Raw genomic sequence first — 25,236 nt, 5'->3', positions numbered from 1 at the left:
AAAAGCGGACGACGTCGTGGGCGGTGCGTGCCGCCCGAGGACGCCAGCATGGTGCACGAGGCCGCGTCGCGCCCCACGAAGGCGGGCCGGGGCCTGCGGACGTGCAGCGTGCGGCGGGCGGGTGCGAGCCGAGCGTCCGACGGCGGGCACCGTCCACTGCAACGCCCGGGACCCCCGCCGAGTTCCGGGCGCGCGGCGTGGCGTCGGCCACGGCGTGCTACGAAGGGCGCATGGAGCCTCGACTCAGCCTGGTCACGCTGGGAGTGACCGACCTCGCGCGGGCGCGCGCCTTCTACGAGGCGCTCGGGTGGCCGCCGGCCGAGCAGCCGGACGACGAGGTGTGCTTCTTCCAGCTGGGCGGGACCGCCTTCGCGCTGTGGACGCGGCTCGGCGGGCACGGGGGTCCGGGCGTGGAGCTGGCGCACAACGTCCGCCGGCCCGAGGAGGTGGCGCCGGTGCTCGACGCGGCCGTGGCCGCCGGCGGGACGCTCGTGCGCCCCGCCGAGCGCGCGTCCTGGGGCGGCACGTCGGGGGCGTTCGCCGACCCCGACGGCTACGTGTGGGAGGTCGCGCACAACCCGGCGTGGGCGATCGCCGACGACGGCACGGTGCGCATCGCCGGCGACGCGTGACGTCGTACCGGGTGACCGTCGTCGTCGGGCTGCTGCGGGCGCGGGTCGACCCCGCCGACGTGCTGCCCGCGGCGGCGGAGGCGGCGCGGGCGACGGTCACCCGCCGCGGCGGCGCGCGCTGGGTCGAGCTCGGCGCCGGTGCCCGCGGCCCCTCGCGCTGACCTGCGGCGGCGTCGTAGCGTGGCGACCGTGCCCGACGTCATCGTGTCCGCCGCCGCCCTCGCCCGTGAGCTCGAGGGACCCCGCCCGCCCCGCCTGCTCGACGTCCGGTGGGCGCTCGGCGGCCCGCCCGGCGTCGAGGGCTACCGGGCCGGCCACCTGCCCGGCGCCGTCTACGTCGACCTGGACGCCGAGCTCGCCGCGGCGCCGAGCGCCGTGGGCGGCCGGCACCCGCTGCCCGACGTCGCCGACCTGCAGTCCGCCGCGCGTCGCTGGGGTCTGCGCGCCGGCGAGCCCGTGGTGGTCTACGACGACTCGGGCGCGATGTCCGCGTCCCGCGCGTGGTGGCTGCTGCTGTGGGCGGGCGTCGCCGACGTGCGGATCCTCGACGGCGGGCTCGCCGCGTGGACCGCGGCGGGCGGCGCCCTCGAGTCCGGCACCGCCGAGGTCGCGCCGGGCGACGTCGAGCTGTCCGGCGGGCACCTGCCGACCGTCGACGCCGACGGCGCGGCGCAGTGGGCCGACGAGGGCGTGCTGCTCGACGCCCGCGCGGCCGAGCGGTTCCGCGGCGAGGTCGAGCCCGTCGACCCGCGCGCCGGGCACATCCCGGGGTCGGTCAGCGCCCCGACCACGGACAACCTCGACGCCGACGGCCGGTTCCGGCCCGTCGACGACCTCACCGCGCGGTTCGCCGCCCTCGGGGTCGCCGAGGGCGGCGACGTCGCCGTCTACTGCGGGTCCGGCGTCACGGCCGCCCACCAGGCCGCGGCGCTGATGATGGCCGGCCGCACCCCGGTGCTGTACCCCGGCTCCTGGTCCCAGTGGTCCAGCGACCCGGAGCGCCCGGTCGCGACCGGGGACTGAGCCCGCGGCGGCGGGGGGTCAGCGCCCCGCGCGGCCACCGGCGGAGGCCGCGCCGAGCCAGGTGTGCGGGTTGCGGTCCCAGCACCAGCCGAGCTTCGGGCGGCGCTCGCTGATCCACACGGCCGGCACGCGCTGGTTCCCGGCGCGCGACCCCATCAGCGAGAAGCACCGGTTCGGTCGCAGCATGTCCGGCCGCACGGCGACCAGCGCCAGCCCCTCCGCGATGGTCAGCGGCGTCCGCCCGCGCTCGCGGACCGTCGCCAGCGCCTGCTCCGGCCGGACGTCGCAGAACTCGGAGCCGGTGTCGACGTCGAGCAGCAGGTACGGGGCCGCCGGCTCGGTCACGTCGGGCAGCGGGCGGTACCCCGCCATCTCGTCGTCGTCGATCACGCTCACGCCCGGGCGCGGGCCGCGGCGCATCGCGGGGACGGCGGCGTTGGCGTGGGCGGTGCCGCCGGCCAGCACGAGGACGAACGGCACGTGGTCGTCCGGCGCGACGGCCGACGGGCCGGGCGTGGCCAGCGCCGCGCGCAGCGGGTCGACGGCCGCACGGAGCCGGTCCGCGGACGAGCCGTGCAGGTCGAGCAGGCCCAGGTCGGCGTACGCCCGCACCTGCCGGTCCAGCTCGGCGTCGGCGTCGGCCCGCGGGTCGAACGGTGCAGCGGCGCGGTCCGCGGCGGCCACGGTGGGCCAGGCGGGGTCGGCGGTGACGACGGGGACGGGCATCGGCGCTCCTCGGGTCGGCGGGAAGCGGTGGAACGCCCGGCGGTCCCCGGGAGTTCCCGCTCAGTCCTCCGGGCCCTCGCTCGCCTCGGCCTTCGGACGGTCCCGGTCCTTGCTCGGCTGCACGCGCTTGGGCTCACCGGGCATCTTCGGGTACTCCGGCGGGTAGGGCAGGTCGCCCAGGTCGTGGTCCCGCTCGTCCCGCGCCGCCAGCTCGAGCAGGCCCTCGAGCGACCCCGGCCGCACCGCGTCCGTCCCCGGAGCCGGCGACGCCCGGGAGACCAGCGGCGCGAACAGGTCGCCCACCTCGGCGAACCGGGCGGGCATCGTCGTCACGTCGAAGTCGTCGGGGTGCACGTCCGGCACCTCCTCCCACCGCAGCGGCGCGGAGACGGTGGCGCGGCGGTTCGGGCGCACCGAGTACGCCGAGGCGATGGTGCGGTCGCGCGCCATCTGGTTGTAGTCGACGAAGATCGCCTCGCCGCGCTCCTCCTTCCACCACTTGGTGGTGACCTGCCCGGGCAGCCGCCGCTCGAGCTCGCGGCCCACCGCGATCGTCGCGCGGCGGCACTGCGTGAAGGACCAGCGCGGCTCGATCGGCACGAAGATGTGGATGCCGCGCCCGCCCGACGTCTTCGGGAACCCGGTCAGCCCGTGCTCGGCGAGCACCTCCCGCACGTGCGGGGCGACCCGGGCGGCGTCGTCGAAGTTCGTGCCGGGCTGCGGGTCGAGGTCGATGCGCAGCTGGTCGGGCGCCTCGACGTCGTCGCGGGTGACCGGCCACGGGTGGAACGTCAGCGTCCCGAGGTTGGCGGCCCACGCGACCACGGCGAGCTCGGTCGGCGTCACCTCGTCCGCCGTCCGGCCGCTGGGGAAGGTGATCGTCGTCGACTCGACGTAGTCGGGGGCGCCCTGCGGCACGCGCTTCTGGAAGAACGCGTCGCCCTTGTTGTCCACGCGCGTCGAGAGCTTCGCGCCCTCGAACCAGCCGCGCGGCCAGCGCTCCAGCGTCGTCGGCCGGTCGCGCAGAGCGCCGAGGATGCCGTCGCCGACGCTCAGGAAGTACTCCACGACCTGCAGCTTCGTGATGCCGCGGTCCGGGAAGCAGACCCTGTCGGGGCTGGAGACCCGGACGGTGCGGCCGCGCACGTCGATCTCCTCCGCGGGCACCTTCGACGGGCTCATGGCCTCACGCTAGAGGTCCCGGGTGCCCGGCGCGACCCTCCGGCGCAGGTCAGGCGGCCGGCGCGTCCCCGCCCGAGGCGAGCGCCGCGTCCAGGTCGGTGAGGATCCGGCGGCACTCCGCGACGTCCCACGGGGTGCCGGCGATCTCGAACTCGAACAGCACCGGCCGGTGCGACCGCGCCGCGACGTCCCGGGCGGCGTGCTGGTAGTACCGGCCGAAGTTCCGGTTGCCGCTGCCCATCACCCCGACCATCCGCCGGCGGTTCACCGGCGACCGCAGGAAGCGCCGGACGGCCTCGGGGATCGTGTCGTTCTGCTCGTTCCCGGTCTTGTACGACGGGGTCAGCAGCACCCACGGCCCGTCGGCCTCGGCCAGCCGGTGCTCGCGCTCGGCCAGGTTGTACGCGGGCCGGTCGAGCCGCTCCGCGAACGACCGCACCAGCCCGGAGGCGGACGAGTAGTAGTACACCGGGGTCTGCCGCACGCTCACCCTCCCGACCCAACTAGCCGAACCCGCCCTCCCGCGGGGACCAAGGTCCCCGCCCGCCCTGCCCCCGCGCCCCCGCGCCCCGCCCCCCGCGCCCCCGCCCGCCCTGCCGCCTGCACCGTCGAGACTGCGCCGGGTGCGGGGTTCGCGGGTCCGGAACCCCGCAAGAGCCTGCAGCCTCGGCGGGGGTGCGGGCGGGAAAAGCGGACGGCCGGGTCGCCCCCCGGGAGGGAGGGGCGGCCCGGCCGTGGTCGTGCTGGGTCAGAGCTGGTCGCCCGTGCCGCTCGTCGACGGGGCGTCGGCGTCCGACTTCGGGCCCGCGTCGCCGGCGGCGGCCGCGATGGACTCGCGAGCCGCGGCGACGACGGCGTCCGCCGTGAGGCCGAACTCCTCGTAGAGCGTCTCGTACGCCGCGGAGGCGCCGTAGTGCTCGAGCGAGACGGCGCGGCCGGCGTCGCCGAGGATCTTCCACCAGGAGAGCGCGATGCCGGCCTCGACGGACACGCGGGCGCGCACGGCGGTCGGGAGCACCGACTCGCGGTACGCCTCGTCCTGCTCGGCGAACCACTCCAGCGACGGCGCGGACACCACGCGGGTGGGGACGCCGGCGGCCTCGAGCTGCTCGCGGGCGGCGACCGCCAGCTGCACCTCGGAGCCGGTGCCGATGAGGATGACCTCCGGCGTGCCGGTGGACGCCTCGAGCAGCACGTACGCACCGCGGGCGACGCCGTCGGCGGACGCGAAGCCCTCCTCGCCGCGCGGGAACGTCGGGACGTTCTGGCGCGTGAGGATCAGGGCGGCGGGGCCGTCCGTGCGCTCGAGGATCGCCTTCCACGCCTGCGCGGTCTCGTTGGCGTCGGCCGGGCGGACCACGGCGAGGCCGGGGATCGCGCGGACGGCGGTGAGGTGCTCGACCGGCTGGTGCGTCGGGCCGTCCTCGCCGAGGCCGATGGAGTCGTGCGTCCACACGTAGATGGCCGGCACGCCCATGAGCGAGGCGAGGCGGACCGAGCCGCGCATGTAGTCGGAGAACGTGAAGAACGTGCCGCCGTACGCGCGGGTCAGGCCGTGCAGCGTGATGCCCGACAGGATCGCGCCCATGCCGTGCTCGCGGATGCCGAAGTGCAGCGTGCGGCCGTACTCGTTGCCCGCGAACTCGTGGGTGGAGCGCTCGGCCGGGATGAAGGACGGCTCGCCCTTCATCGTGGTGTTGTTCGAGCCGGCGAGGTCGGCGGAGCCGCCCCACAGCTCGGGCAGCACCGGCGCGAGGGCGTTGAGCACCTCGCCGGAGGCGGCACGGGTGGCGACGGCCTTGCCGGCGGGGAACGTCGGCAGCGCGTCGGCCCAGCCGGCCGGGAGCTTGCCCGACTGCAGGCGCTCGAGCAGCTCGGCGCGCTCCGGGTTGGCCTCGCGCCAGGCGTCGAAGCCCTTGGCCCACTCGGCCTTGGCGGCGGCACCGCGCTCGAGGGCCTTGCGCGTGTGCGCGATGACCTCGGGGTCGACGTCGAAGGACTTCTCCGGGTCGAAGCCCAGGGTCTCCTTCAGCCCGCGGACCTCGTCGGTGCCGAGCTTGGAGCCGTGCGAGCCGTGGGTGTTCTGCTTGGTCGGCGACGGCCAGGCGATGATCGTCCGCAGGCCGATGAACGACGGGCGGTCGGTGACGGCCTTGGCGGCCTCGATCGCGGCGTGCAGCGCGTCCACGTTCTCCGTGTACTCGCCGCCCTCGGTCCAGTCGACGAACTGGACGTGCCAGCCGTAGGCCTCGTAGCGCTTGACGACGTCCTCGGTGAACGCGATCTCGGTGTCGCCCTCGATCGAGATGTGGTTGTCGTCCCAGATCGCGATGAGGTTGCCGAGCTTCTGCGTGCCCGCGATGGACGAGGCCTCGGAGGAGACGCCCTCCTGCAGGTCGCCGTCGGAGCAGATCGTGTAGACGAAGTGGTCGAACGGGCTGGTGCCCGGGGCCGCCTCGGGGTCGAGCAGGCCGCGCTCGCGGCGGGCCGCCATCGCGAAGCCCACGGCCGAGGAGATGCCCTGGCCGAGCGGGCCGGTGGTGATCTCGACGCCCTTGGTGTGCTTGTACTCCGGGTGGCCGGGGGTCTTGGAGCCCCAGGTCCGGAGCGCCTCGATGTCCTCGAGCTCCAGGCCGAAGCCGGCCAGGTAGAGCTGGATGTACTGGGTCAGCGAGGAGTGGCCCGCCGACAGGATGAAGCGGTCGCGGCCCAGCCAGTGCGGGTCCGCCGGGTCGTGCCGCAGCACGTTCTGGTAGAGCAGGTACGCGGCCGGGGCCAGGCTGATCGCCGTGCCGGGGTGGCCGTTGCCGACCTTCTCGACCGCGTCCGCGGCCAGGACACGGACCGTGTCGACAGCCTTGACGTCGAGCTCGGTCCAGCCGACCTGCTGGGCCACAGGAGCCTTCGCGTTCACCGCACCTCATTTCCGCCCGGACCTCGGCGGCCCGGATCATCGGGGGTTCTGCCCGCCCGGTCGCAGGGCGGCCGCGGGCACTGCCACCGAGCCTAGACTCCCGCGCGCGTCCTGCAGGACAGAGGGCCCTGGCGTCCGTCGCGCGGAACGGGTAACCGACAGGCGGACAACCGTCTCGGGCGTCGGACGGTTGACCTAGGCTTGACCGGTGACCGACCCCCAGCACTCGCGCGAGGCCCGCCGCGGTCTCGCGCGCCACGAGGTCCCCGACCCGTTGCGCAACGACGTCCGGATGCTCGGCGAGTTCCTCGGCCGAGTCATCCGCGAGTCCGGCGGCGACGACCTGTTCGACGACGTCGAGCGGGTCCGCGCCCTCACGATCCGCGCCCACGACGACCAGGACCTGGCCGCCCTGACCGAGGCGGAGGAGCTCGTCTCCTCCTTCACGGTCGAGCGGGCGCAGCAGGTCGCGCGGGCGTTCACCTGCTACTTCCACCTCGCGAACCTGGCGGAGGAGCACCACCGCGTGCGGGTGCTCCGCGCCCGCGAGGCGGAGCTGCCCGCCGGTGAGCTGATGCAGGACGACTCGCTGCCCGCGGCGATCGACGCCCTCGCCCACGAGGTCGGGCGGGACGAGGCGCTGCGCCGGCTGCAGGCGATGGAGTTCCGGCCCGTCCTGACGGCGCACCCGACCGAGGCCCGCCGCCGGTCCGTGTCCCGGGCGATCCGGCGCATCTCCGACCTGCTGTCCGAGCGCGACGCGCTGGCCGCGGGCGGGACCTCCCGCGCGGAGAACGACCGCCGCGTGCTGGAGGAGATCGACACCCTGTGGCGGACGTCCCCGCTGCGCGCGCAGAAGCCCACGGTGCTGGACGAGGTCCGCACCGTGATGAACGTCTTCGACACCACGCTGTTCGAGACGTTCCCGACCGTGTACCGCCGGCTGGACGACTGGCTCTCCGCCGAGGGCGCCGGGCGCCAGGAGCCGCTGGTGCGCCCGTTCGTGCGGCTCGGCTCCTGGATCGGCGGCGACCGCGACGGCAACCCGAACGTCACCGCCGAGGTGACGCGGGCCGCCGCCGCGCTGGCCAGCGAGCACGTGCTGACGGCGCTCGAGGAGTCCGCGCGGAAGATCTCCGCGAAGCTCACCCTGGACGACTCGGGCACCCCGGCGTCCGCGGAGCTGACCGCCCTGTGGCAGCAGCAGCGCGACCTGTCGGAGGACGCCGCCGCGAAGGCCGCGAACGAGGTCCGGCACCAGCCGCACCGCCGGGCGCTGCGGATGGTCGCCGAGCGGATCGCGGCCACCCGCCGCCGGGACGCGGACCTGTCGTACGCCGGCCCCGAGGAGCTGCTGGCCGAGCTCGACGTCGTGCAGCAGTCGCTCGTCGCGGCCGGTGCGACGCGTGCCGGGTACGGGGACCTGCAGCGGCTGATCTGGCAGGTGCAGACCTTCGGGTTCCACCTGGCCGAGCTCGAGGTGCGCCAGCACTCGCAGGTGCACGCCGCCGCGCTCGCCGACCTCGAGGCCCACGGCATCGACGGCGAGCTCGAGCCGCGCACGGTCGAGGTCGTCGACACCTACCGCGCGATCGGCGCGGTGCAGCGCCGCTACGGCGTGGCCGCGGCGCGCCGGTACATCGTCTCCTTCACGCAGGCGCCCGAGCACCTGGCCACGGTCTACCGGCTGGCGGAGATCGTGTTCCCCGACCCGGCGACCCGGCCCGTGATCGACGCCGTCCCGCTGTTCGAGACCTTCGCCGACCTGGAGGCGAGCGTCGACATCCTCGAGGAGATGCTCACGCTCCCCGCGGTGCAGGCGCGGCTGGCCGAGAACGGCCGGCACGTCGAGGTCATGCTCGGCTACTCGGACTCGTCCAAGGACGTCGGCCCGGTGGCCGCGACGCTCGCGCTGGACGTCGCGCAGAGCCGGATCGCGCAGTGGGGCCAGAAGCACGACCTGCGCCTCACGCTGTTCCACGGTCGCGGCGGCGCGCTCGGCCGTGGGGGCGGCCCCGCGAACCGGGCGGTGCTGGCCCAGCCCCCGGGCTCGGTGGACGGCAGGTTCAAGCTCACCGAGCAGGGCGAGGTCATCTTCGCCCGGTACGGCAACCCGATCATCGGGGCGCGGCACATCGAGCAGGTGGCCGCCGCGACCCTGCTGGCCGGGGCGCCGTCGACGGAGCGTCGCAACGCCGACGCCACGGAGCGGTTCGCCGCGCTGGCCGCGCAGCTGGACTCGACGTCGCGCACCCGGTTCTACGAGCTGGTGCGCGCCGAGGGCTTCCCGCAGTGGTTCGCCCAGGTGACGCCGCTGGAGGAGATCGGGCTGCTGCCGATCGGCTCGCGTCCCGCCCGCCGCGGCCTGTCCGTCGAGTCGCTGGACGACCTCCGGGCGATCCCGTGGGTGTTCTCGTGGTCGCAGGCCCGGACCAACCTCGCGGGCTGGTTCGGTCTCGGCACCGCGCTGGAGTCCGTGGGCGACCTCGCCGAGCTGCAGGCCGCGTACGCCGGCTGGCCGCTGTTCAGCACGATGATCGACAACGTCGAGATGTCGCTGGCCAAGACGGACGAGCGCCTCGCGGAGCGGTACCTGGCGCTGGGCGACCGCGACGACCTCGCCGCGCTGGTGCTCGAGGAGATGGCGCTCACCCGGCGCTGGGTGCTGGCGATCACCGGCTCGGAGAGCATCCTGTCCCGCCGCCGGATCCTCGGCCGCGCGGTGCAGCTGCGCAGCCCCTACGTGGACGCGCTGTCGCTGCTGCAGATCCGGGCGCTGCGCGCGCTGCGGACCGGCGAGTCGCCCGACGGCGTCGAGGACGACAAGCGGCTGCTGCTGCTCACCGTCAACGGCGTCGCCGCCGGACTCCAGAACACCGGCTGAGCCCAGGCGCACGCGAACGGCCCGGCACCCCTCGGGGTGCCGGGCCGTCCACGTGTCCCGCGGGACGCCGCCTGGTGGAGAGTCCTGCCCGGACACGCCGCGCGTGTCGGGCAGGACTCTCCACCTGGCGCTGGCGTCAGCCCCAGAGGCGCTTGGTGGCGATCTCCGCGCCCTGGACCAGGGTCTCGAGCTTGGCCCACGCGATCTGCTGGTGGATCCGCCCGCCGAGGCCGCAGTCGGTCGCGGCGACGACGTTCTCCCGGCCGACCAGCCGCGCGAACCGCTCGATGCGGTCGGCGACCAGCTCGGGGTGCTCGACGACGTTGGTCGCGTGGCTGACGACGCCCGGCAGGATCAGCCGGCCCTCGGGCAGGGCGACGTCCTCCCAGACGCGCCACTCGTGCTCGTGGCGCACGTTGGCGGCCTCGAACGAGTACGCGCCGGCGTTGACCTTGAGCATCGTGCGGACGATGTCCGCCATCGGCAGGTCGGTGGTGTGCGGGCCGTGCCACGAGCCCCAGCACAGGTGGTACCGGATCTGGTCCTCGGGCAGGCCGCGCAGCGCGTGGTTCAGCGCCTCGACACGCAGCTCCGTGAACTTCACGTAGTCCTCGACGGACGGCTCGGGAGTGATCTGGTCCCAGTTCTCGGCCATCGACGGGTCGTCGATCTGCAGCACCAGGCCGGCCTCGATGATGGCGACGTACTCCTCGCGCATCGCGTCGGCGAGCGCCCAGACGTACTCCTCGTCGGTGCCGTAGAACTCGTTGTCCATCCGGGCCGCGCTGCCCGGGGCGATCGAGGTGATGAAGCCCTCGCGCGCGCCGGTCGCGTCGAGCGCGGCGCGCAGGTTCGCCGCGTCCTGGGCCACGGCCTCCTGGCCGGTGTACGTCACCGGGGCGACGGCCGTCGGGAACGGCTTCGGGTCGCCGCCGTGGAACACGCCGCTGGTCGGGTCGGCGTAGGCCTCCTCGAAGGCCGCGCGGTCGCGGCGGCGGCCGAAGCCGGTGACCCGGACGTCGCCGGGGCCGGACTGCACGTCCTTGAAGATCCAGCTCGCGCCGTCGCGCAGCTCCAGGCCGCCGAGGCGCTGGAACGAGTACGACCACCAGGCGCCGTAGTCGATGGCGCTGCTCATGGCCTTGCCGAACTCGCCGTCGCCCGGCACGTCGATCCCGAGGTCGACCTGGCGCCGGACGAGGCCGGTGACCGCGTCGGCGAGCAGCTCGGCGTACCCGGTGGCGTCCTCGCCGGCCTCGCGGGCGGCGTTGGCCGCGATCAGCTCGGGCGTCCGCGGCAGGCTGCCGGCGTGGCTGGTCAGGATGTGGTCGGTGCTGCGGATCATCGGGTCTCCCGGATCGGGGCTGAGGTGCGCCGTCCATCGTGGCACAGCGGTACCGGGGAGCCCGGGGCGTCCCACGCGGCGGTCGTGCGCGTCCTCGGCGCGGCGGTGCAGCGCCCGCGGAGCCGGGTCAGCCGAGCCGGCTGCGCAGCGCGGCGGGCAGCGTCGGGTGCGCGAGGTCGCGCAGCACGTGCTGCAGGATCCGGTTGAACGCCACGGGCGCGTGGCTGTTCACGTCGTGCCCGGCGTTCGGCACGACCCACTGCCGCGCGCCGGGATGGGCGTCGAGGTAGCGGCGGGCACCGAACCGCAGGGGGTCGCGCGCGCCGTTGACCAGCCACACGGGCAGCCCCAGGCGGCGCAGGTCCTGCACCGGCGTGTAGCCGTGCAGCGCGGCGAGCATGTCCGTGACGACGTGCCACGTGCCGCCGCCCAGGCCGAGGGCGGCGACGACCCGGCGCGACGCGCGGCGGTACGCGTGCAGCGGCTTGCCCTTGAGGTCGGTCGAGCAGCCGGCGAGCACGACGCCGGCCAGGCGGTGCTCGTTGCGCGCGGCGTAGGCGAGCGACATGTACCCGCCGAGGGACAGCCCGACCAGCAGCGGGGGAGCGGGGCAGGCGCGCACGGCGTCGTCGATGGCCGCGAGGCCGCCGGCGAAGGTCAGCCGCTCGTCGGCCCGGGTGCCGTGCCCGGGCAGGTCGATGGCGACGGTGGTGTGGCCGCCCTCGGTCAGGGCGCGTACCTGCTCGTCCCAGATCTTCGACGAGGTGCGGGTGCCGTGCACGAGGACGATCGGGTGCGGGTGCGAGGAGTCGGACATGCGCCCTTCAGGGGAGGGGGCGCGGCCTGGGGCGGGCCGGCGGGGAGCGCCGCGGCGGTGACCGGACCGCGGCTGTCTGCCCTCGAGGATAGGTGGGGAACCTGGGCCGCGCCTGGGTACGGCGCGGTTCACCCGGGTGGTCGGGGAGCCGTCCTGGTCACGGCTGGTATGACGTCCGTCACACCCCGATGAGGCCCCGTCGGTGCGCGATCGCGACCGCCTCGGCCCGCCCGCCGGCGCCCGCCTTGTCCAGCACCCGCGACACGTGCACGGACACCGTCTTGCCGCTGATGAACAGGCGCTCGCCGATCTGCCGGTTGCTGAGTCCCTCGGCGACGAGGGACAGCACCTCGGCCTCCCGGCCGGTCAGGACGTCCGTGCCGGAGACGGCGACGCCCGGCGCCTCCAGCCGCCCACGGCGCGCGAGGTCCGCGACCGCCGTGGCGAGCGGGACGGCGCCGATCTCGCGCGCGACGGCGAGCGCGACGCCCGCCTGCTCGCGGGCGGCGTCCCGGTCACCCGCGCCCAGCAGCGCCTCGGCCCAGCGCCAGCGGGCGCGCGCGAGCTCGTACCGGTAGCCGTAGTCGAGGCTCGGTGACGGCGCGCTCCCAGGCGTCGGGGTCGGCGACACCGGTCAGCCGGGCGTGCTCGGCGTGCGCGCGGGCGAGCCAGGCGCGCCCCTCCGGCCCCAGCCGCCCGCCACGTGGCCGTCCCCGGTCCGCGGTGACGACCGCGCGGTTCAGCAGGCGCGCTCCGGTGTCGAGCCGGGGCGCCGGGTCGCGGCCGGCGAGCCGGTCCGCCGCGGCCTGGTCGGCGAGAGCGGCGATCCCCAGGGCGGACAGCCAGATGCCGCCGAGGAAGTAGTCCGACCAGACGCGGCTGATCTCGTCGATCAGGCGTGCGCCAGCGCGACGGCCTCGTCGAGCCGGCCGGCCGTGGTGAGGGCGTCGACGGCGCAGCCCCCGGCGATGAGCGTGATCATCGTGTCCCCGTGCTGACCGTGCAGCAGCGCGAGGCCGCGGTCCACGGCGTCGGCGTCCCCGCGGGCCACGGCTGCGTACATCTGCACCCCGTCGACCGCCGACGCCGCGCGCGGCGGACCCGGGTCGGCGGAGGGCGCGGGCGGGGTCAGGTCGCCGCGGGCGTACCGGACGATCTCGGCGAACAGCCGCAGGCTCGACGCCGTACGCGCTCCAGGTCAGGCCGGATCGCGCCGCGAGCTCGAGGCCCGCGGCCGTGGTGGCGGCCGCGTCGTCGAGCCGGCCCGCGTAGTACCGGTTCGCGGCCAGGTTGTAGGTGCAGCGCAGGCTCGGTCGTGACGTCGCCCGCGTCCCGGGCCCGGTGGAGGGCCACCGTCAGCAGGTCCGCGGCACGGTCGCGGTCGTCGACGACGAGCACCGCGAGCGAGATCAGCGCGTCGGCCTCGGCGTCCACCGCCCCCGCGGCGCGGGCCGTCCACGGCGGCGGCGGCGGACAGCTCGGCCTGGTCGTCCAGGTCCGAGTTGAGGGCGGCGCGGGCGTGCGTGGCCAGCGCCCAGGCGCGGTCGGCGTCGGGCGCACCGTGAGGGTCCGCGAGGTCGGCGAGCGCCGTGAGGGCGCGGTCGGTCTCGAGCAGCGCCTCCTCCACGCGCTCGGCGCCGAGCAGGTGCCGGGCCAGCGTGGTGCGCAGGGTGGCGACCCGGCGCGGGGCGGCGTCGTCGGCACCCGCGTCCACGACCGCGACGGCCTCCCGCGCCATGGCGACGGCCCGGTCGCCCAGCCCGGCCCGGCCCCCGGCCGCCGCCGCGGCGAGCAGCACGTCGACCCGCTCCTCGCCCAGGTCCTCGGCCGCGGAGGGCACGCCCGGCCACAGCCGCAGCACGGTCTCCAGGTGCCGGAGCTCCTCCGCGGGGGCCAGCACCCGTCCCGCCTCCCGCGCCGCGTCCCGCGAGGCGAGCAGCGCGAGCCGGTTGTCGTGCGAGAGCAGCGCGTGGTGCGCCCGCTCGGCCGACGTCGCCAGCGAGGGGTCGGCCGCGGCGGCGAGCAGGTAGTCGCGGTGCAGGGAGACCTGCTCGCCGGGCAGCAGGTCGGCGTACACGGCCTCGGCGAGCAGCGCGTGCCGGAACGCGATCCGCCCGTCCTCCCCGACCAGCACGTGGTGCGCGACGGCGTCCCGCAGCGCGGCGTCGAACGCGGCGTGCCGCGCCGGGTCGCCGTCCGCCCCGGCCACGACCGCGCGCAGCAGCGGCTCGTCGACCCGGCGCCCGGCGGCCGACGCCGCGCGGGCCAGCCGCTGCACCTCGGGGTCGAGCAGCTCGAGCCGGGCCCGCAGCACGTCGGCCAGCGTCCCGGGCAGGTCCGTGCCGGCGCCGCGCGCCTCGAGCAGCTCCTCCGCGAAGTACGCGTTGCCCTCGGACCGGGTCTGGATGCGGCGCAGCGCGTCCTCGGGCAGCGGGTGCCCGGCCAGCGCGGTGGTGAACGAGCGCAGCTCCTCCGCGGTGAACGGGGGCAGGCCGATCCGCTCGACCCGCGGGTGGCGGCCCAGCTCGGCCAGGACCGGACGCAGCGGGTGCCGGCGGTGCAGGTCGTCCGCCCGGTAGGAGCCGATCAGCAGCACGGGCTCCGTGCGGAGCCGCGCCACCAGGAACCGCAGCAGGTCGCGGCTGGACGCGTCGGCCCAGTGCAGGTCCTCCAGGACGAGGACCAGCGGGGCGTCGGGGCGGCCGGCCGCTGCCAGCACGGACGCGACCCCGTCGAAGAGCTGGAGCCGCTCGGCCTGCTCGTCGCCCGTGGTCGGACCCGCGGCCGAGGACGGCAGCAGCCGGCGCAGCGCCGGACGGTCGGCGACCACCTCGGCGACCCCGGGGCAGCCGGCCTCGACCAGCTGGTGCAGCGCCTCCGCGAACGGCAGGTAGGGCAGCCCGATCTCACCCAGGTCGATGCTGTGGCTGACCACCACCGTGGCCCCGCGCTCGGTCGCGAGCCGGGCGGCGTGCGTGAGCAGCCGCGTCTTGCCGACGCCGGCGTCGGCGCCGAGCAGCACCAGGCCGGGCTCGCCCGCGGCCGCCCGTGCGACGGCCGCGAGCAGCGTGGTCACCTGCTCGTCGCGCGCGACGAACGGCGCGTGCCCCACCGACCGGCTCATGAGGTCGATGGTGGCAGCCGGCACCCACATGCGTCGCGCGACTTCTGCTGCCACCAGATCCGCCGCGGTCACCGGCGGCGGCGCCGCCAGCGCCACCCCAGGTCCGACCCGCGGACCGCGGCGCGCACGACCTCCTGGCGGTAGGCCACCTCGGCGTCGAGCGCCGGGCCCCAGATGGTGTCCATGTCGATTCCCCTCCCCGTGCGCCGGGCGGTCTCCCGGCACGTCCTACGCTCGCGCTGAGGCGCCGGCCGGCGGATCGGGCGACCGGGCCGTCCTGCGCCCTGGTCCTGCGCGGCTGCCGCCTGAGGCGGTGCTGAGGTCCCCCTGAGGTGGTGCTGAGGTGCCCGTCAGGTGCCGCAGCCTGTGCGGCCGTGCGAGGCTCGGGCGCATGCCGACCGCGACCCGTCCCGAGCCGCCCGCCGTCCGTGACGTCCTGGACGAGGTGTTCGACGCCGTCCTGCTCGACATGGACGGCACGCTGATCTCGTCCACCCGGTCGGTGGAGCGCTGCTGGCTGCGGCTGGCGGAGGAGTTCGCGATGCCGACCGCCGAGCTCGCGCCCTTCGCGTTCCACGGCGTCCCGGCGCGGGCGATCCTCGACGAGCTGCTGGCCGACCGGGAGCCCGCCGTGCGCGCCGCCGCGCTGGACCGGGTGGTCGAGCTCGAGATCGCGGACACCGACGGCATCGAGGTCCTGCCCGGTGCCGCGGAGGCGCTGGCCGCGCTCGCCGCGGCCGGGCGGTGCGCGGTCGTCACGTCCTGCGGCGCGCGCCTGGCCGCCGCGCGGTTCGGCGCCGTCCGGCTCACCGCGCCGACGCGGACCGTCACCGCCGACGACGTGCACCGGGGCAAGCCGGCCCCGGAGCCGTACCGGCTCGGTGCGGAGCGGCTCGGCGTCGACGTGCGGCGGTGCCTCGTGGTCGAGGACGCCGCGTCCGGCGTGCTGTCCGGCCGCGCGGCGGGCGCCGCCACCCTGGGCCTGCGCACCACGCACCCCGAGGGCCCCGGCGGTGACGCGGACCTGGTGGTCGACGACCTGGCGCAGGTCCGGTTCGTCGTCGGCGCGGACGGCGTCCGGGTGCGGCCCGCCTGAGCGCCGTCCGGGTCAGGGTGCTCGTCAGGGTCGCCCCAGGGTCCGTCCCGGATGTGCCCGGCGAGGACGTTCGGCACCGTAGGGGGTGTCGCAGCCGCGGCAGCCCCACCCCGAACAGGAGAGACCCACCATGACCGGCATCTACGAGTCCCTGTGGCGCACCGGCCTGGTCCGGCCGCTGGACGGCCGCGTCCTGGGCGGCGTCTGCGCCGGGCTGGCGCGCCGGTTCGGCATGGACGCGTGGCCGATGCGCTGGCTGCTCGTCATCGTGCTGATCGTGCTGCCCGGCAGCCCGCTGCTGATCTACCCGCTGCTGTGGATCTTCATGCCGAGCGAGGACTGGGTGGCACGGGTGCACGGGCCCTCGGCGTACGCGGCCGCGTTCCCGACCGCCGGGCAGCGGCCCTACCCGCAGCAGCCGTACCCGGAGCCGCCGTACGGCGCGCGCCCTGCCGACCCGCAGGGCCCGCAGGACACGGTCGACCCGACGCGCTGAGCGTCGACGCGCGCGGTCCGCGGGCGTCAGCCCAGGACGTCGACCGTGATCTCGAACGCGAGGTCGTCCAGGATCTCGGCCGCGTGGGTGTGCGCCGCACGGACGGCGGTCTCCAGGTCCGGGGCCTCGCCGCGCAGGTCGAACGTCACCGGCGCCGGCCCGACGAACCCGGGCGCCGCGTCGTCCCGCAGCGCGCCGAGGGCGTCGCCCATGCCGGCGCGGGTCTCGTCGTCGGGGACGTCGGGGACGGTCAGGTGGGCGACGTAGTCGGGCATCCCGCCATGCTGCCGCACACCTCCGACACGCCCTAGCGGTCCACCACCTCGGCGGGCGGGACCACGGCCGCCGCCGACGAGGGGACGGCGATCGCCGACACCACCGCTCCCGCGGCCATCAGCCCCGCGCACGCGAGCATCGCCTGCGGGTGCGCGTCGGCCAGCACGTCGGGGTCGGACAGCCCGGCGCCGACCCCGGCGACCAGCGGCAGCACCGCCACGGCCAGCAGGCCCGCCACCCGGGCGACCGCGTTGTTGGTCGCCGACGCGACCCCGGCCAGGTGGTCCGGTGCCGCGGCCAGCGCCGTCGCGGTCAGCGGCGCGACGGTCAGCACCAGGCCGGCCCCGACCGCGAGGACGCCCGGGAGCACGTCGGGCACGTAGTCGGCGTCCGGGCCGATCCCCGCCAGCAGCACCGCGCCCGCGCCCGCGAGCAGCGGTCCGACGGTCATCGGGATCCGGGGGCCGATCCGCGCGCCGAGGGCGCCCCCGCGCGCCGACAGCAGCAGCATCAGGAGCGTCACGGGGAGCGACGCGACGCCGGCCGCCAGCGGCGACCAGCCGGTCACCACCTGGAGCGTCACCGGCAGGAAGAAGAAGATCCCGGTCAGCGCCGCGTAGACGAGCAGCGTCGCGAGGTTCACGGCAGCGAACGGGCGCCACCGGAACAGGCCGAGCGGGAGCGCGGGGTGGTCCGAGCGCGCCTCCGCCACGACGAACGCGGCCAGGGCGGCGAGCCCGACGACGCCGATGCCGGCCACCGGCGCGGTGAGCGCGCCCTCCTCGGACCAGGCCGTGAGCGCCCAGGTCAGCGTCCCCAGCCCGATCGCGGCCAGCGCCGTGCCGAGCACGTCCAGGCGGTCCGACGCCTGCGGGTCGGCCGACTCCGGCACCCAGCGCAGCGCCACGACGACGACCAGCGCCGCCAGCGGGATGTTGATGCCGAACACCCACCGCCAGCCCGCCTGCTCGACGATCCAGCCGCCGAGGAACGGCGCCACCGCGCCGACCGCGCCGCCCAGGCCCGACCACGCGCCGATCGCCCGGGCCCGGTCGCCCGCGGTGAACGACGCCTGCAGGATCGCCAGCGAACCGGGGGTCAGCAGCGCGCCGCCGACGCCCTGCAGCGCGCGGGCCGCGACGAGCAGCCCGATCGTGGGGGCCACCGCGCAGAGCACCGACGCCGCCGCGAACGCTACGGTCCCGATGAGGAACACCCGGCGCCGGCCGAACCGGTCGCCCAGCGAGCCGCCCAGCAGCAGCAGCGCCGCGAGCGTCAGCGCGTACCCGTTGACGGTCCACTGCAGCCCCGAGCTGGTGGCGCCCAGGTCCTCGGCGATGGCCGGCAGCGCGATCCCCACGACGGTGCCGTCGAGGAACACCAGCGCCGAGCCGAGCACCGTCGCCAGCAGCGTCCCGCGACCCGCGGTGGACCGCAGCACCAGGGCGGACGGCGCGGCTCCTCCGGCGGCGGGCATGGGGCCTCCGGATCGGCTCGGGACGGCGGTCCGCCCCCGGTCCGGACGGTGCCGTGCCCTGCGACGATACGGCCGCGGCCGGGTCCCGGGAACCCTCCCGGTCCCCGCGACGCCACCGCGACACGCCCGCCTGTCGTGTCGTTCGCGCGGCGGACCCGCGCCGCGTCGGGCACAGTAGCGGGGTGGGTGATGTCAGGGACCTTCGTTCGGCACCGGGTGCGAGGCGCGCTGACGCGCGCGCGGAGCACGACGAGCTCGTCCTGGACGCACGCCGGTCGGCCCCCCGCGCGGCGCGGCACTGGATCATGCACCGGGTCGCCGCGTCCGGCGTGTCCGGGTCCGCGAACCAGGTCATCGAGCTGCTGACCGGTGAGGTCGTGGCCAACGCCGTCGTGCACGGGCCCGAGCACGGCCGCGTCCGGGTCGCGGTGCGCATCGACCACCGCGGCGTGCGCGTGTCCGTCACGGACGAGAGCTCGGCACGGCCCCAGGTGCAGCACCCGGCCCCGACCGCCGTCAGCGGCCGCGGCATGGCGCTGGTCGAGGCGCTGTCCCGCACGTGGGGCGTGGACGAGCACGGCGACGACGGCAAGACCGTCTGGTTCCTCGTCGACCCCGAGGCCGACTGAGCCGTCGCGCGTCGCCGTCTGGTCCAGCGCGGCGGTCAGACCTCGCGCTGCGCCCCCGCTCCCACCGCCAGGTCCACGACCAGCGCGCGGTGGTCGGACATCCCGGTGTCGACCGCGATCGGCTCGCTCGACGGCGTGACGTCCCCGTCCAGCAGCACGTGGTCGATCTGCCGCTCCGGGAACTCGACGGGGAAGGTGTCGACCCGTCCGACGGAGCGCCAGCCGGTGACGCGCTGCGGCGTCGCGCCCTCGAGGTTGAGGTCGCCGGTCACCGCCAGCGGCCGGGGGAGGGCGTGGCAGGCGCGCACCAGGTGCCGCAGCTGGACCACGTTCCAGCCGGTGATGAACGTCAGGTGGGTGGCGACCACGGTGACCGGGCCGTCCGGTGTCTCGACCACGGCGGCCAGCGCCGCGCGCTGCTCGTCCTGCACGAGCGACGGCCGCCGGTTGCCCCGGTGGATCATCGGCACCCGCCGGCGCAGCGTCGGGAGGGTCAGGACGCGCCACGCGGACACCGGGTACCGGCTGAGCAGCGCGATGCCGTAGGCGGCGATGGACGGCTGGTCCTCGCCGGTGGCGGCCGTCCACGTGCCGGGGTGGCCGTGCAGCGTGGCGACGAACCGGTGGTGCTCCGCGCCCATCGCCGCGGCCGCGACCGCGGTCAGGTCGGCCTGGTGGGACCGGGGCTGGTCCCGGTCGACCTCCTGGAGGGCGAGGACGTCGGCGTCGAGCAGGCGCACGGCCGAGGCGAACCGGTCCAGGTCCACCTTGCCGTCGCTCAGGCTGCGCCCGTGCAGGATGTTGAAGCTCGCGAGTCGCACGTCCTCGATCATGGCGGTCGTCCTGCGGGAGCGCGCGTCGTCGTGCAGACTCCCGTGGCATGAGCTCCGAAGCCGCGACCACCACCGCCGGCGGTGCTGTCGGACCGGGCGCCGCCGACCCGCCCGACCCGCGCACCGCCCTGCAGGACGCCCTGCGGATGTCCGCGGTGGCGCTGGAGGAGGCGGGCGTGCCGTTCGCGTTGGTCGGCGGGTACGCGGCGTGGGCGCGCGGTGCGCCCGAGCCCGACCACGACGCGGACTTCGCGATCCCGGAGTCCGAGGTCGCGCGGGCGCAGGAGGCGCTCGCGGCCGCGGGCCTGGACGTGCGCGAGCCCGCGGAGAACTGGCTGTTCAAGGCGTTCCACCACGGCGCGATGGTGGACATCCTCTTCCGCATGGTCGGGGAGCCGATCAGCGCCGAGATGCTCGACCGCAGCGACACGATGGAGGTGCTCGCGGTCCGGATGCCCGTGCTCGACGCCACCGACATCATCTCGGCGAAGATGCGCGTCCTGGGCGAGCACTACTGCGACTTCACGCGGATGATCGCGATGGTCCGCGCCCTGCGGGAGCAGGTCGACTGGCACCGGGTGCGCCGCGAGACGGCCGAGACGCCGTACGGGAGGGCCTTCCTGCTGCTGGTGCACGAGCTGGGCATCTCGCCGGTCGGTCCCGAGCCCCGCTGACGGATCCGGCGATCCCCTCGCGGGTCGGTGCAAGGACGGTCCCCGACGCGACACAGTAGAGGCACAGGCGCTGCTCCGCGCCTGCCGCCGACCCGAGGGGATCGCGTGCACAGCCGTCAGGAACCTGCGGCGGGGCCGACCACCGACGCGGACGCCGTCGCGCGGCCGGTCGACCCGGCCGACGCCGCCGACGCGCCCGCGGGTGCGGTCGGCGCCCGGGACGAGGCGTGGTTCGACGACCTCTTCCAGCGGCACGCCGTGGCGGTCCACCGCTACCTCCTGCGCCGCGGCGCAGGACCGGACGCCGAGGACCTGGCCGCCGACGTGCTGACGACCGCGTGGCGGCGCCGTTCGGAGCTGCCCGACGGCATGGAGCTGGCGTGGCTCTACCGCACGGCGGGCTACGTGCTGGCGAACCACCGGCGCAAGGGTCGCCCGGTGCCGGTCGCCGAGGTCCCCGACGAGCCCGACCCGTCCGACCCCGCGGTGCAGGCGGTGCGGGACGAGCGCGTCCGCGAGGTGCTGGCGCGGCTCAGCGCCCGTGACCGGCAGGTGCTGCTGCTGACGGCGTGGGAGGGCCTGTCGGGGGACGACCTGGCGCTGGTGCTCGGCGTGTCCCGCGGCGGGGCGGACGCGGCGCTGTCCCGGGCCCGGGCCCGGCTGCGCGAGGCGTGGGTCGCCGACTGACCGCCGACTCACGTCGCGTCCCCCGTCGGTGCAAGGGTGCGCGGCGTCGGCACACAGACGGGGTGGACGCGCCCCGGACCTGATGGCCGGCGGCGCACGGACCTTGGAGGAGGGCCCCGTGGACGAGAACCGCGAGCAGCACCCGGACGACGCGACCGGCGACGAGGCCTACGCCTGCCTGCGTGCCGCCGACCCGGCCGCCGACGCCCGCCTGGACGTCACCGGCCTGCGCGCCGAGGTCGCCCGCCGCGCGGCGGGCGACGACGCGGCCGACGGTGCCGGCGTCGCGACGCTGGCGTCCCGCCGCCGGACCCGCGCGCGCTGGCTGCAGGTCGCGGCCGTCGGCGTCGGCGCCGCCCTGGTCGCCGGTGCCGGCGGGTTCGCGATCGGGGCCTCCGGGCAGGGCGACGACGGTGTGACCGCCGCCGCGCCGATCAGCCTGGGCGGCGCGGGCAGCCTCGCCGGCACGGCCGAGGACAAGGCGATGGCCGCGGACAGCGCGGCCGCCGACATGCGGATCGCCCCGGGGTTCGGCGCACGGGCGGAGTTCACCGCGTCCGGGCTGTCCGACGACGGCGGGTCGGCGCGCGCCTGGGCCCTCGACGCCGCGTCCGTGTTCTCGGCGGAGACGGCCGCGCGGGTGGCCGGCGTCCTCGGCGTCGCGGGGGAGCCCGCGGAGCAGTACGGCGCGTGGACGGTCGGCCCGCAGGACGGCTCGGGGCCGAACCTCACGCTGCAGCCCGACGGCACCGCGAGCCTCAGCTACTACGACCCGGCTCGGGACCCGTGGGCCTGCGTCGCGTCGGCGCCGGACCAGCCGGACCAGCCGGACCAGCCGGACCAGCCGGACCAGCCGGACGCAGCGACGCTCGAGCCGACCATCGACCCCCGGCTGGTGGACCCCGCGCTGCCGTCGGTCACGACCCCGGCGTGCGACACCGCCGGCGTGGCTCCGACCGGCGACGCCGCCGTCGCCCAGGTCCGGGACCTGCTGGCCGCGCTCGGTGTCGACCCCGAGGGCTTCCAGTACGAGGTCGCCGACAACGGCGAGCCGGCGGACACCCGCGCGTCGACGGTCCTGGCCTACCAGGTGCTCGACGGGCAGCAGACCGGCGTCACGTGGAACGTCACCCTGGTCGAGGACGGCGTGCAGAACCTCTACGGCTCGCTGGCCCCGCTGGTCGGGCTGGGGGAGTACCCGGTCGTCGGCGCGGCGACCGCCGTCGACCGGCTGGACGACCCGCGGTTCGGCTCCGGGTATGGCGGCGTCATGCCGCTGGCGCGTGCGGGCGCCGTCACCGACGCGACGACCGCGGAGCAGCTGCCGGCACCCGAGCCGGCGGACCCGACCGTCCCGCCCACCGCGCAGCCGGGATCGGCCATCTCCTGGCCGGTGCAGCAGGTGACGATCACGGGCGCCCGCCTCGGTCTCAGCCAGGTGTTCCAGGCGGACGGTGCCGCGCTGCTGGTGCCGGCCTACGAGCTCACCGACGACGCGGGCTCCACGTGGAGCGTCATCGCCGTCGCGGACGACTCGCTGGACTTCGCCGGCTGAGGGACCACGCGCCCGGCCGCGGAGGGGTGGCCGGCGCGCAGCGGGGGCACACGTGCCCGGGCGGGCGGGGAGTCGTCGGAGGGACGGCTCCCCGCCCGCGGCACGTCCGGCGCCCGCCCCGGGTTGCCGACCGCGCCGGGACGCGCCACGGTCGGGAGATGGGCCGACGACACGACCACCGCTCCCGCACCACCGCGATCGACCCGACGATCGCGCTCCCGGTGCACCGGACGACCGGCAGGAAGCCGCGCGCACGCCGCGCGGCGACCGGGAGCCGCCTGGGGCTGTGCGTGCGCTCCGCGGTGCTGGGCGTCGCCGCGGGCAGCCGCGCCTCGCTGGCGCTCGCGGCCCCGACGCTGGCCGACCCGGGCAGCGGCACCGTCGCCCGGCTCGGCGCCCGCCTCGGCATCCTCGCGGAGCTGACCGGCGACAAGCTGCCGAGCACGCCCAGCCGCCTCGAGCCGCCCGGACCGCAGAGCCGTGCCGTGGCTGCCGCGCTGGGCGGTGCGATGCTCGCCCGGCAGCGCGGCCGCAACGTCGTCGTGCCCGCGGCCACGGCGGCGCTGTTCTCCGCCGCCGGCACGTGGGGCGGCGCCGCCTGGCGGGCGTGGGCCGCGCAGCGCGGTCCGGACTTCCGCGGGGCGTTCGCGGAGGACGCGGTCGCGATCACGCTCGCGACGCTGGCCAGCCGCCGGGGTTGATCAGCGGGCGGGCCGATCGGGCGCCACCTCGATCACCCGCACCTGACCCCCGGGCACCTTCGCGGTGCCGGTGAAGGCCTCGCCGGTGAGCAGGTCGGTCCCGGTGGCGGGCAGCTCGGCCGCCTCGGCGCCGTGGTTGACCGCGACGACGTAGTCGGCGTCGGCCCCGTGCCGGCGGACGACCTCCAGCTCAGCGGGCAGTCCCGAGGGCGCGAGCCCCGCGTCGGCGTAGACCGCGGACAGCAGCGGCACCAGGCCGTCGACGTCCGGGCAGGTCGACACGTACCAGCCGGTGCCGGCGCCGTGCGCGTGCCGGGTGACGGCGGCGCCGCCGGGCAGCGGGCCGTCGGCGTAGGTGGCGACCACCTCGGCGCCGTCGAGCACCAGGTCCTCGGTCCACACCCGGCCGGGCACGGCGTCGGTGCCGGCGAGCGGCCCGGTCCACGCGAGCTCGACGGCCTCGCCGGCGCGCAGCGGGGCGTGCTCCTCGACGGCCATCCCGAGGGCGGCCCGCAGGTGCGCGCCGAAGCCGCCGGCGGGCACGTCGTCGTCGCGGTCCACCACGCCGGAGAAGCAGGACACGACGAGCGTGCCGCCGGCCGCGACGTAGCGGTCGAGGTTCTCCCCGGCCGTCGCCGTCAGCAGGTACGACGCCGGGGCGACGACGAGCCGGTACCCGGACAGGTCGTCCTCGGGGTGCGCGAAGTCGACGGTCAGGCCGTCCTGCCAGAGCCGGTCGTAGTAGGCCCGGACGCGCTCCCGGTGGCCGAGGTCGACCGACGGCCGCCACTCCAGGTCCTGCGCCCAGAACGACTCCCAGTCCCACAGCAGCGCGACGTCCGCGCGGACCTCGGAGCCGCGCACCGGCGCCAGCTTCTGCAGGTCGGCACCGAGCGCGACCACCTCGCGGAAAACCCGGGACCCGGTGCCGGCGTGCGGCAGCATCGCGGAGTGGAACTTCTCCGCCCCGCGGCGGCCGGCCCGCCACTGGAAGAACAGGATGCCGTCGGCGCCGCGGCCGAGGTGGGTCAGCGAGTTGCGGGCCATCTCGCCCGGGCGCTTCGCGAGGTTGCGCGGCTGCCAGTTCACGGCCGACGTGGAGTGCTCCATCAGCAGCCACGGCTTGCCGCGGGCGACCGAGCGGGTGAGGTCGGCGGCGAGCGCGAGGCCCACGTGGCTGCGGTGGTCCTCGGCCGTGAGGTAGTGGTCGTTCGAGACGATGTCGACCTCGTCGGCCCACTTCCACAGGTCGACGGCGGGGCACTCGGCGGCCATGAAGTTGGTGGTGACGGGCAGCGTCGAGTGGGCGCGGATGGCGTCCCGCTCGGCGATGAAGCACTGCCGCAGCGCGTGGTCGGTGAACCGCGCGAAGTCGAGCCGCTGCGCCGGGTTGGTCACGGACGGCGTGAGCCGCGGGGCGTCGACGTGCTCCCACCGGCCGTACCGCTGGCCCCAGAACGCGGTGCCCCACGCGTCGTTGAGGGCGTCGAGCGTGCCGTAGCGGTCCTGCAGCCACATCCGGAACGCGGCCGCGGAGGCCTCGGAGTAGTCGTCGGACACGGGGGCGCCGTACTCGTTGTGCACGTGCCACAGCACGACGGCCGGGTGCGAGCCGTACCGCTGGGCGAGCTCGGTGGTGATCCGGACGGCGGCCGTGCGGTACTCCGGGGAGGAGGGGCCCGCCATGCCCCGGGAGCCGAAGCCGAGCACCGTGCCGGAGCGGTCGACGACCCGGGTGTGCGGGTAGGCCGCGAAGAACCAGGCGGGCGGCGACGCGGTCGGGGTGCCCAGGTCCACCCGGATGCCGTTCGCGTGCAGCAGGTCGATCACGCGGTCGAGCCAGCCGAAGTCGAAGACGCCCTCCTCGGGCTCCAGCAGCGCCCAGGAGAAGATGCCGACGCTGACCAGGTTCACCCCGGCCTCGCGCATCAGGCGGACGTCCTCGGCCCAGACCTCCTCCGGCCACTGCTCCGGGTTGTAGTCGCCGCCGTAGGCGATGCCGTCCAGGCCCAGGTCCCACGAGGTGGCGGGGCGGGCAGGCGTGGGCTGGGGCGTCATGGTTCTCCTCGGGCGGCGCTGCGTTGCGGCGGTAGGGCTGAGCACGGTCCCAGGCGCGATCCCGAGACAACGAGTAGATAACAGGCCGAGAGCCCGTGTTGACAAGC

24 protein-coding genes are annotated in these 25,236 nt (G+C 76.2%); 11 read left to right on the top strand and 13 right to left on the bottom strand.

The window, feature by feature from the left end; translation table 11 throughout:
• Positions 1–230: 230 nt before the first annotated feature.
• From ACWPWW_RS07655 to ACWPWW_RS07645, 3 genes are read left to right on the top strand one after another with little or no spacing between them, the layout of a single operon-like run.
• Positions 231–632 carry a VOC family protein gene (locus ACWPWW_RS07655; protein WP_454049726.1) on the top strand — a complete coding sequence of 134 codons (402 nt, stop codon included), beginning with the start codon at positions 231–233 and terminating at the stop codon, positions 630–632.
• An 11-nt stretch (positions 633–643) separates the two neighbouring features.
• A complete protein-coding gene (locus ACWPWW_RS07650) occupies positions 644–793 on the top strand; it encodes a hypothetical protein (RefSeq protein ID WP_454049725.1) in 150 nt (49 codons plus the stop codon).
• Positions 794–821: 28 nt separating this feature from the next.
• Positions 822–1,655 carry a sulfurtransferase gene (locus tag ACWPWW_RS07645; RefSeq protein ID WP_454049724.1) on the top strand — a complete coding sequence of 278 codons (834 nt, stop codon included), beginning with the start codon at positions 822–824 and terminating at the stop codon, positions 1,653–1,655.
• Positions 1,656–1,673: 18 nt separating this feature from the next.
• On the opposite strand, the gene ACWPWW_RS07640 is transcribed toward ACWPWW_RS07645, so the two are convergent.
• The 4 genes from ACWPWW_RS07640 to tkt form a co-directional block, all read right to left on the bottom strand.
• Positions 1,674–2,381, bottom strand: a complete 708-nt coding sequence (locus tag ACWPWW_RS07640) for a DUF5701 family protein (protein WP_454049723.1) — start codon at positions 2,379–2,381, stop codon at positions 1,674–1,676.
• Positions 2,382–2,441: 60 nt separating this feature from the next.
• Positions 2,442–3,563, bottom strand: coding sequence for a non-homologous end-joining DNA ligase (ligD, locus tag ACWPWW_RS07635; RefSeq protein WP_454049722.1), 1,122 nt, complete (start codon positions 3,561–3,563; stop codon positions 2,442–2,444).
• A 49-nt stretch (positions 3,564–3,612) separates the two neighbouring features.
• Positions 3,613–4,047 carry a class Ib ribonucleoside-diphosphate reductase assembly flavoprotein NrdI gene (gene nrdI, locus ACWPWW_RS07630; RefSeq protein ID WP_454049721.1) on the bottom strand — a complete coding sequence of 145 codons (435 nt, stop codon included), beginning with the start codon at positions 4,045–4,047 and terminating at the stop codon, positions 3,613–3,615.
• A 264-nt stretch (positions 4,048–4,311) separates the two neighbouring features.
• The gene (gene tkt / locus ACWPWW_RS07625; protein WP_454049720.1) at positions 4,312–6,477 is read right to left on the bottom strand and encodes a transketolase; all 2,166 of its coding nucleotides are present in this window, start codon (positions 6,475–6,477) and stop codon (positions 4,312–4,314) included.
• A 208-nt stretch (positions 6,478–6,685) separates the two neighbouring features.
• Between tkt and ACWPWW_RS07620 the strand changes: the two genes are divergently transcribed.
• A complete protein-coding gene (locus ACWPWW_RS07620; protein ID WP_454049719.1) occupies positions 6,686–9,361 on the top strand; it encodes a phosphoenolpyruvate carboxylase in 2,676 nt (891 codons plus the stop codon).
• A 136-nt stretch (positions 9,362–9,497) separates the two neighbouring features.
• Here ACWPWW_RS07620 and ACWPWW_RS07615 read toward each other — a convergent pair whose 3' ends face one another.
• From ACWPWW_RS07615 to ACWPWW_RS07595, 5 genes are all read right to left on the bottom strand, one after another.
• Complete coding sequence (locus tag ACWPWW_RS07615; protein ID WP_454049718.1) at positions 9,498–10,706, bottom strand: cobalamin-independent methionine synthase II family protein; 1,209 nt, start codon at positions 10,704–10,706, stop codon at positions 9,498–9,500.
• A gap of 127 nt (positions 10,707–10,833) precedes the next feature.
• On the bottom strand, positions 10,834–11,523 hold the full coding sequence (locus ACWPWW_RS07610; protein WP_454049717.1) for an alpha/beta fold hydrolase: 690 nt from the start codon (positions 11,521–11,523) through the stop codon (positions 10,834–10,836).
• 178 nt (positions 11,524–11,701) lie between these two features.
• Positions 11,702–12,154 (bottom strand): helix-turn-helix domain-containing protein, encoded by a 453-nt coding sequence (locus tag ACWPWW_RS07605; RefSeq protein ID WP_454049716.1) that lies wholly within the window; start codon positions 12,152–12,154, stop codon positions 11,702–11,704.
• Between the two features lie 261 nt (positions 12,155–12,415).
• Positions 12,416–12,586 carry a hypothetical protein gene (locus ACWPWW_RS07600; protein ID WP_454049715.1) on the bottom strand — a complete coding sequence of 57 codons (171 nt, stop codon included), beginning with the start codon at positions 12,584–12,586 and terminating at the stop codon, positions 12,416–12,418.
• A 135-nt stretch (positions 12,587–12,721) separates the two neighbouring features.
• Entirely contained in the window at positions 12,722–14,647 is a 1,926-nt protein-coding gene (locus tag ACWPWW_RS07595) for an ATP-binding protein (protein WP_454049714.1), read from the bottom strand.
• 391 nt (positions 14,648–15,038) lie between these two features.
• Between ACWPWW_RS07595 and ACWPWW_RS07590 the strand changes: the two genes are divergently transcribed.
• Both ACWPWW_RS07590 and ACWPWW_RS07585 read left to right on the top strand, forming a co-directional pair.
• Positions 15,039–15,743 (top strand): HAD-IA family hydrolase, encoded by a 705-nt coding sequence (locus ACWPWW_RS07590; RefSeq protein WP_454049713.1) that lies wholly within the window; start codon positions 15,039–15,041, stop codon positions 15,741–15,743.
• A gap of 130 nt (positions 15,744–15,873) precedes the next feature.
• Positions 15,874–16,239, top strand: coding sequence for a PspC domain-containing protein (locus ACWPWW_RS07585; RefSeq protein ID WP_454049712.1), 366 nt, complete (start codon positions 15,874–15,876; stop codon positions 16,237–16,239).
• A 26-nt stretch (positions 16,240–16,265) separates the two neighbouring features.
• Here the strand turns inward: ACWPWW_RS07585 and ACWPWW_RS07580 are convergent, their stop codons facing one another.
• Both ACWPWW_RS07580 and ACWPWW_RS07575 read right to left on the bottom strand, forming a co-directional pair.
• Positions 16,266–16,514, bottom strand: a complete 249-nt coding sequence (locus ACWPWW_RS07580; RefSeq protein ID WP_454049711.1) for a hypothetical protein — start codon at positions 16,512–16,514, stop codon at positions 16,266–16,268.
• A 32-nt stretch (positions 16,515–16,546) separates the two neighbouring features.
• On the bottom strand, positions 16,547–17,992 hold the full coding sequence (locus tag ACWPWW_RS07575; RefSeq protein ID WP_454049710.1) for a DHA2 family efflux MFS transporter permease subunit: 1,446 nt from the start codon (positions 17,990–17,992) through the stop codon (positions 16,547–16,549).
• Positions 17,993–18,174: 182 nt separating this feature from the next.
• On the opposite strand from ACWPWW_RS07575, the gene ACWPWW_RS07570 reads away from it, so the two are divergent.
• Positions 18,175–18,621, top strand: coding sequence for an ATP-binding protein (locus ACWPWW_RS07570; protein WP_454049709.1), 447 nt, complete (start codon positions 18,175–18,177; stop codon positions 18,619–18,621).
• A gap of 35 nt (positions 18,622–18,656) precedes the next feature.
• Here ACWPWW_RS07570 and ACWPWW_RS07565 read toward each other — a convergent pair whose 3' ends face one another.
• Complete coding sequence (locus ACWPWW_RS07565; protein WP_454049708.1) at positions 18,657–19,454, bottom strand: endonuclease/exonuclease/phosphatase family protein; 798 nt, start codon at positions 19,452–19,454, stop codon at positions 18,657–18,659.
• 47 nt (positions 19,455–19,501) lie between these two features.
• Here ACWPWW_RS07565 and ACWPWW_RS07560 point away from each other — a divergent pair, with 47 nt between their 5' ends.
• The 4 genes from ACWPWW_RS07560 to ACWPWW_RS07545 all read left to right on the top strand — a co-directional run bounded on the left by ACWPWW_RS07560 (position 19,502) and on the right by ACWPWW_RS07545 (position 23,071).
• Positions 19,502–20,128, top strand: a complete 627-nt coding sequence (locus ACWPWW_RS07560; protein ID WP_454049707.1) for a nucleotidyltransferase family protein — start codon at positions 19,502–19,504, stop codon at positions 20,126–20,128.
• Between the two features lie 105 nt (positions 20,129–20,233).
• On the top strand, positions 20,234–20,815 hold the full coding sequence (locus ACWPWW_RS07555) for an RNA polymerase sigma factor (protein WP_454049706.1): 582 nt from the start codon (positions 20,234–20,236) through the stop codon (positions 20,813–20,815).
• Between the two features lie 118 nt (positions 20,816–20,933).
• Positions 20,934–22,370, top strand: a complete 1,437-nt coding sequence (locus tag ACWPWW_RS07550) for a hypothetical protein (RefSeq protein WP_454049705.1) — start codon at positions 20,934–20,936, stop codon at positions 22,368–22,370.
• 158 nt (positions 22,371–22,528) lie between these two features.
• On the top strand, positions 22,529–23,071 hold the full coding sequence (locus ACWPWW_RS07545; protein ID WP_454049704.1) for a hypothetical protein: 543 nt from the start codon (positions 22,529–22,531) through the stop codon (positions 23,069–23,071).
• On the opposite strand, the gene ACWPWW_RS07540 is transcribed toward ACWPWW_RS07545, so the two are convergent.
• Complete coding sequence (locus ACWPWW_RS07540) at positions 23,072–25,129, bottom strand: beta-galactosidase (RefSeq protein ID WP_454049703.1); 2,058 nt, start codon at positions 25,127–25,129, stop codon at positions 23,072–23,074.
• Between the last annotated feature and the right edge of the window lie 107 nt (positions 25,130–25,236).

The organism is Cellulomonas sp. Marseille-Q8402 (assembly GCF_965119525.1).
The sequence above is the reverse complement of the archived record's forward strand: the minus strand, read 5'-3'. Positions and strand labels throughout refer to the sequence as shown.

Coding starts and splice junctions, on each gene's coding strand:
- ACWPWW_RS07615 (WP_454049718.1), bottom strand. CDS start 10,706: ATGATCCGCAGCACCGACCACATCCTGACCAGCCACGCCGGCAGCCTG.
- ACWPWW_RS07575 (WP_454049710.1), bottom strand. CDS start 17,992: ATGCCCGCCGCCGGAGGAGCCGCGCCGTCCGCCCTGGTGCTGCGGTCC.
- ligD (WP_454049722.1), bottom strand. CDS start 3,563: ATGAGCCCGTCGAAGGTGCCCGCGGAGGAGATCGACGTGCGCGGCCGC.
- ACWPWW_RS07655 (WP_454049726.1), top strand. CDS start 231: ATGGAGCCTCGACTCAGCCTGGTCACGCTGGGAGTGACCGACCTCGCG.
- ACWPWW_RS07565 (WP_454049708.1), bottom strand. CDS start 19,454: ATGATCGAGGACGTGCGACTCGCGAGCTTCAACATCCTGCACGGGCGC.
- ACWPWW_RS07585 (WP_454049712.1), top strand. CDS start 15,874: ATGACCGGCATCTACGAGTCCCTGTGGCGCACCGGCCTGGTCCGGCCG.
- ACWPWW_RS07560 (WP_454049707.1), top strand. CDS start 19,502: ATGAGCTCCGAAGCCGCGACCACCACCGCCGGCGGTGCTGTCGGACCG.
- ACWPWW_RS07640 (WP_454049723.1), bottom strand. CDS start 2,381: ATGCCCGTCCCCGTCGTCACCGCCGACCCCGCCTGGCCCACCGTGGCC.
- ACWPWW_RS07600 (WP_454049715.1), bottom strand. CDS start 12,586: ATGTACGCAGCCGTGGCCCGCGGGGACGCCGACGCCGTGGACCGCGGC.
- ACWPWW_RS07610 (WP_454049717.1), bottom strand. CDS start 11,523: ATGTCCGACTCCTCGCACCCGCACCCGATCGTCCTCGTGCACGGCACC.
- ACWPWW_RS07545 (WP_454049704.1), top strand. CDS start 22,529: ATGGGCCGACGACACGACCACCGCTCCCGCACCACCGCGATCGACCCG.
- ACWPWW_RS07590 (WP_454049713.1), top strand. CDS start 15,039: ATGCCGACCGCGACCCGTCCCGAGCCGCCCGCCGTCCGTGACGTCCTG.
- ACWPWW_RS07540 (WP_454049703.1), bottom strand. CDS start 25,129: ATGACGCCCCAGCCCACGCCTGCCCGCCCCGCCACCTCGTGGGACCTG.
- ACWPWW_RS07580 (WP_454049711.1), bottom strand. CDS start 16,514: ATGCCCGACTACGTCGCCCACCTGACCGTCCCCGACGTCCCCGACGAC.
- ACWPWW_RS07595 (WP_454049714.1), bottom strand. CDS start 14,647: ATGAGCCGGTCGGTGGGGCACGCGCCGTTCGTCGCGCGCGACGAGCAG.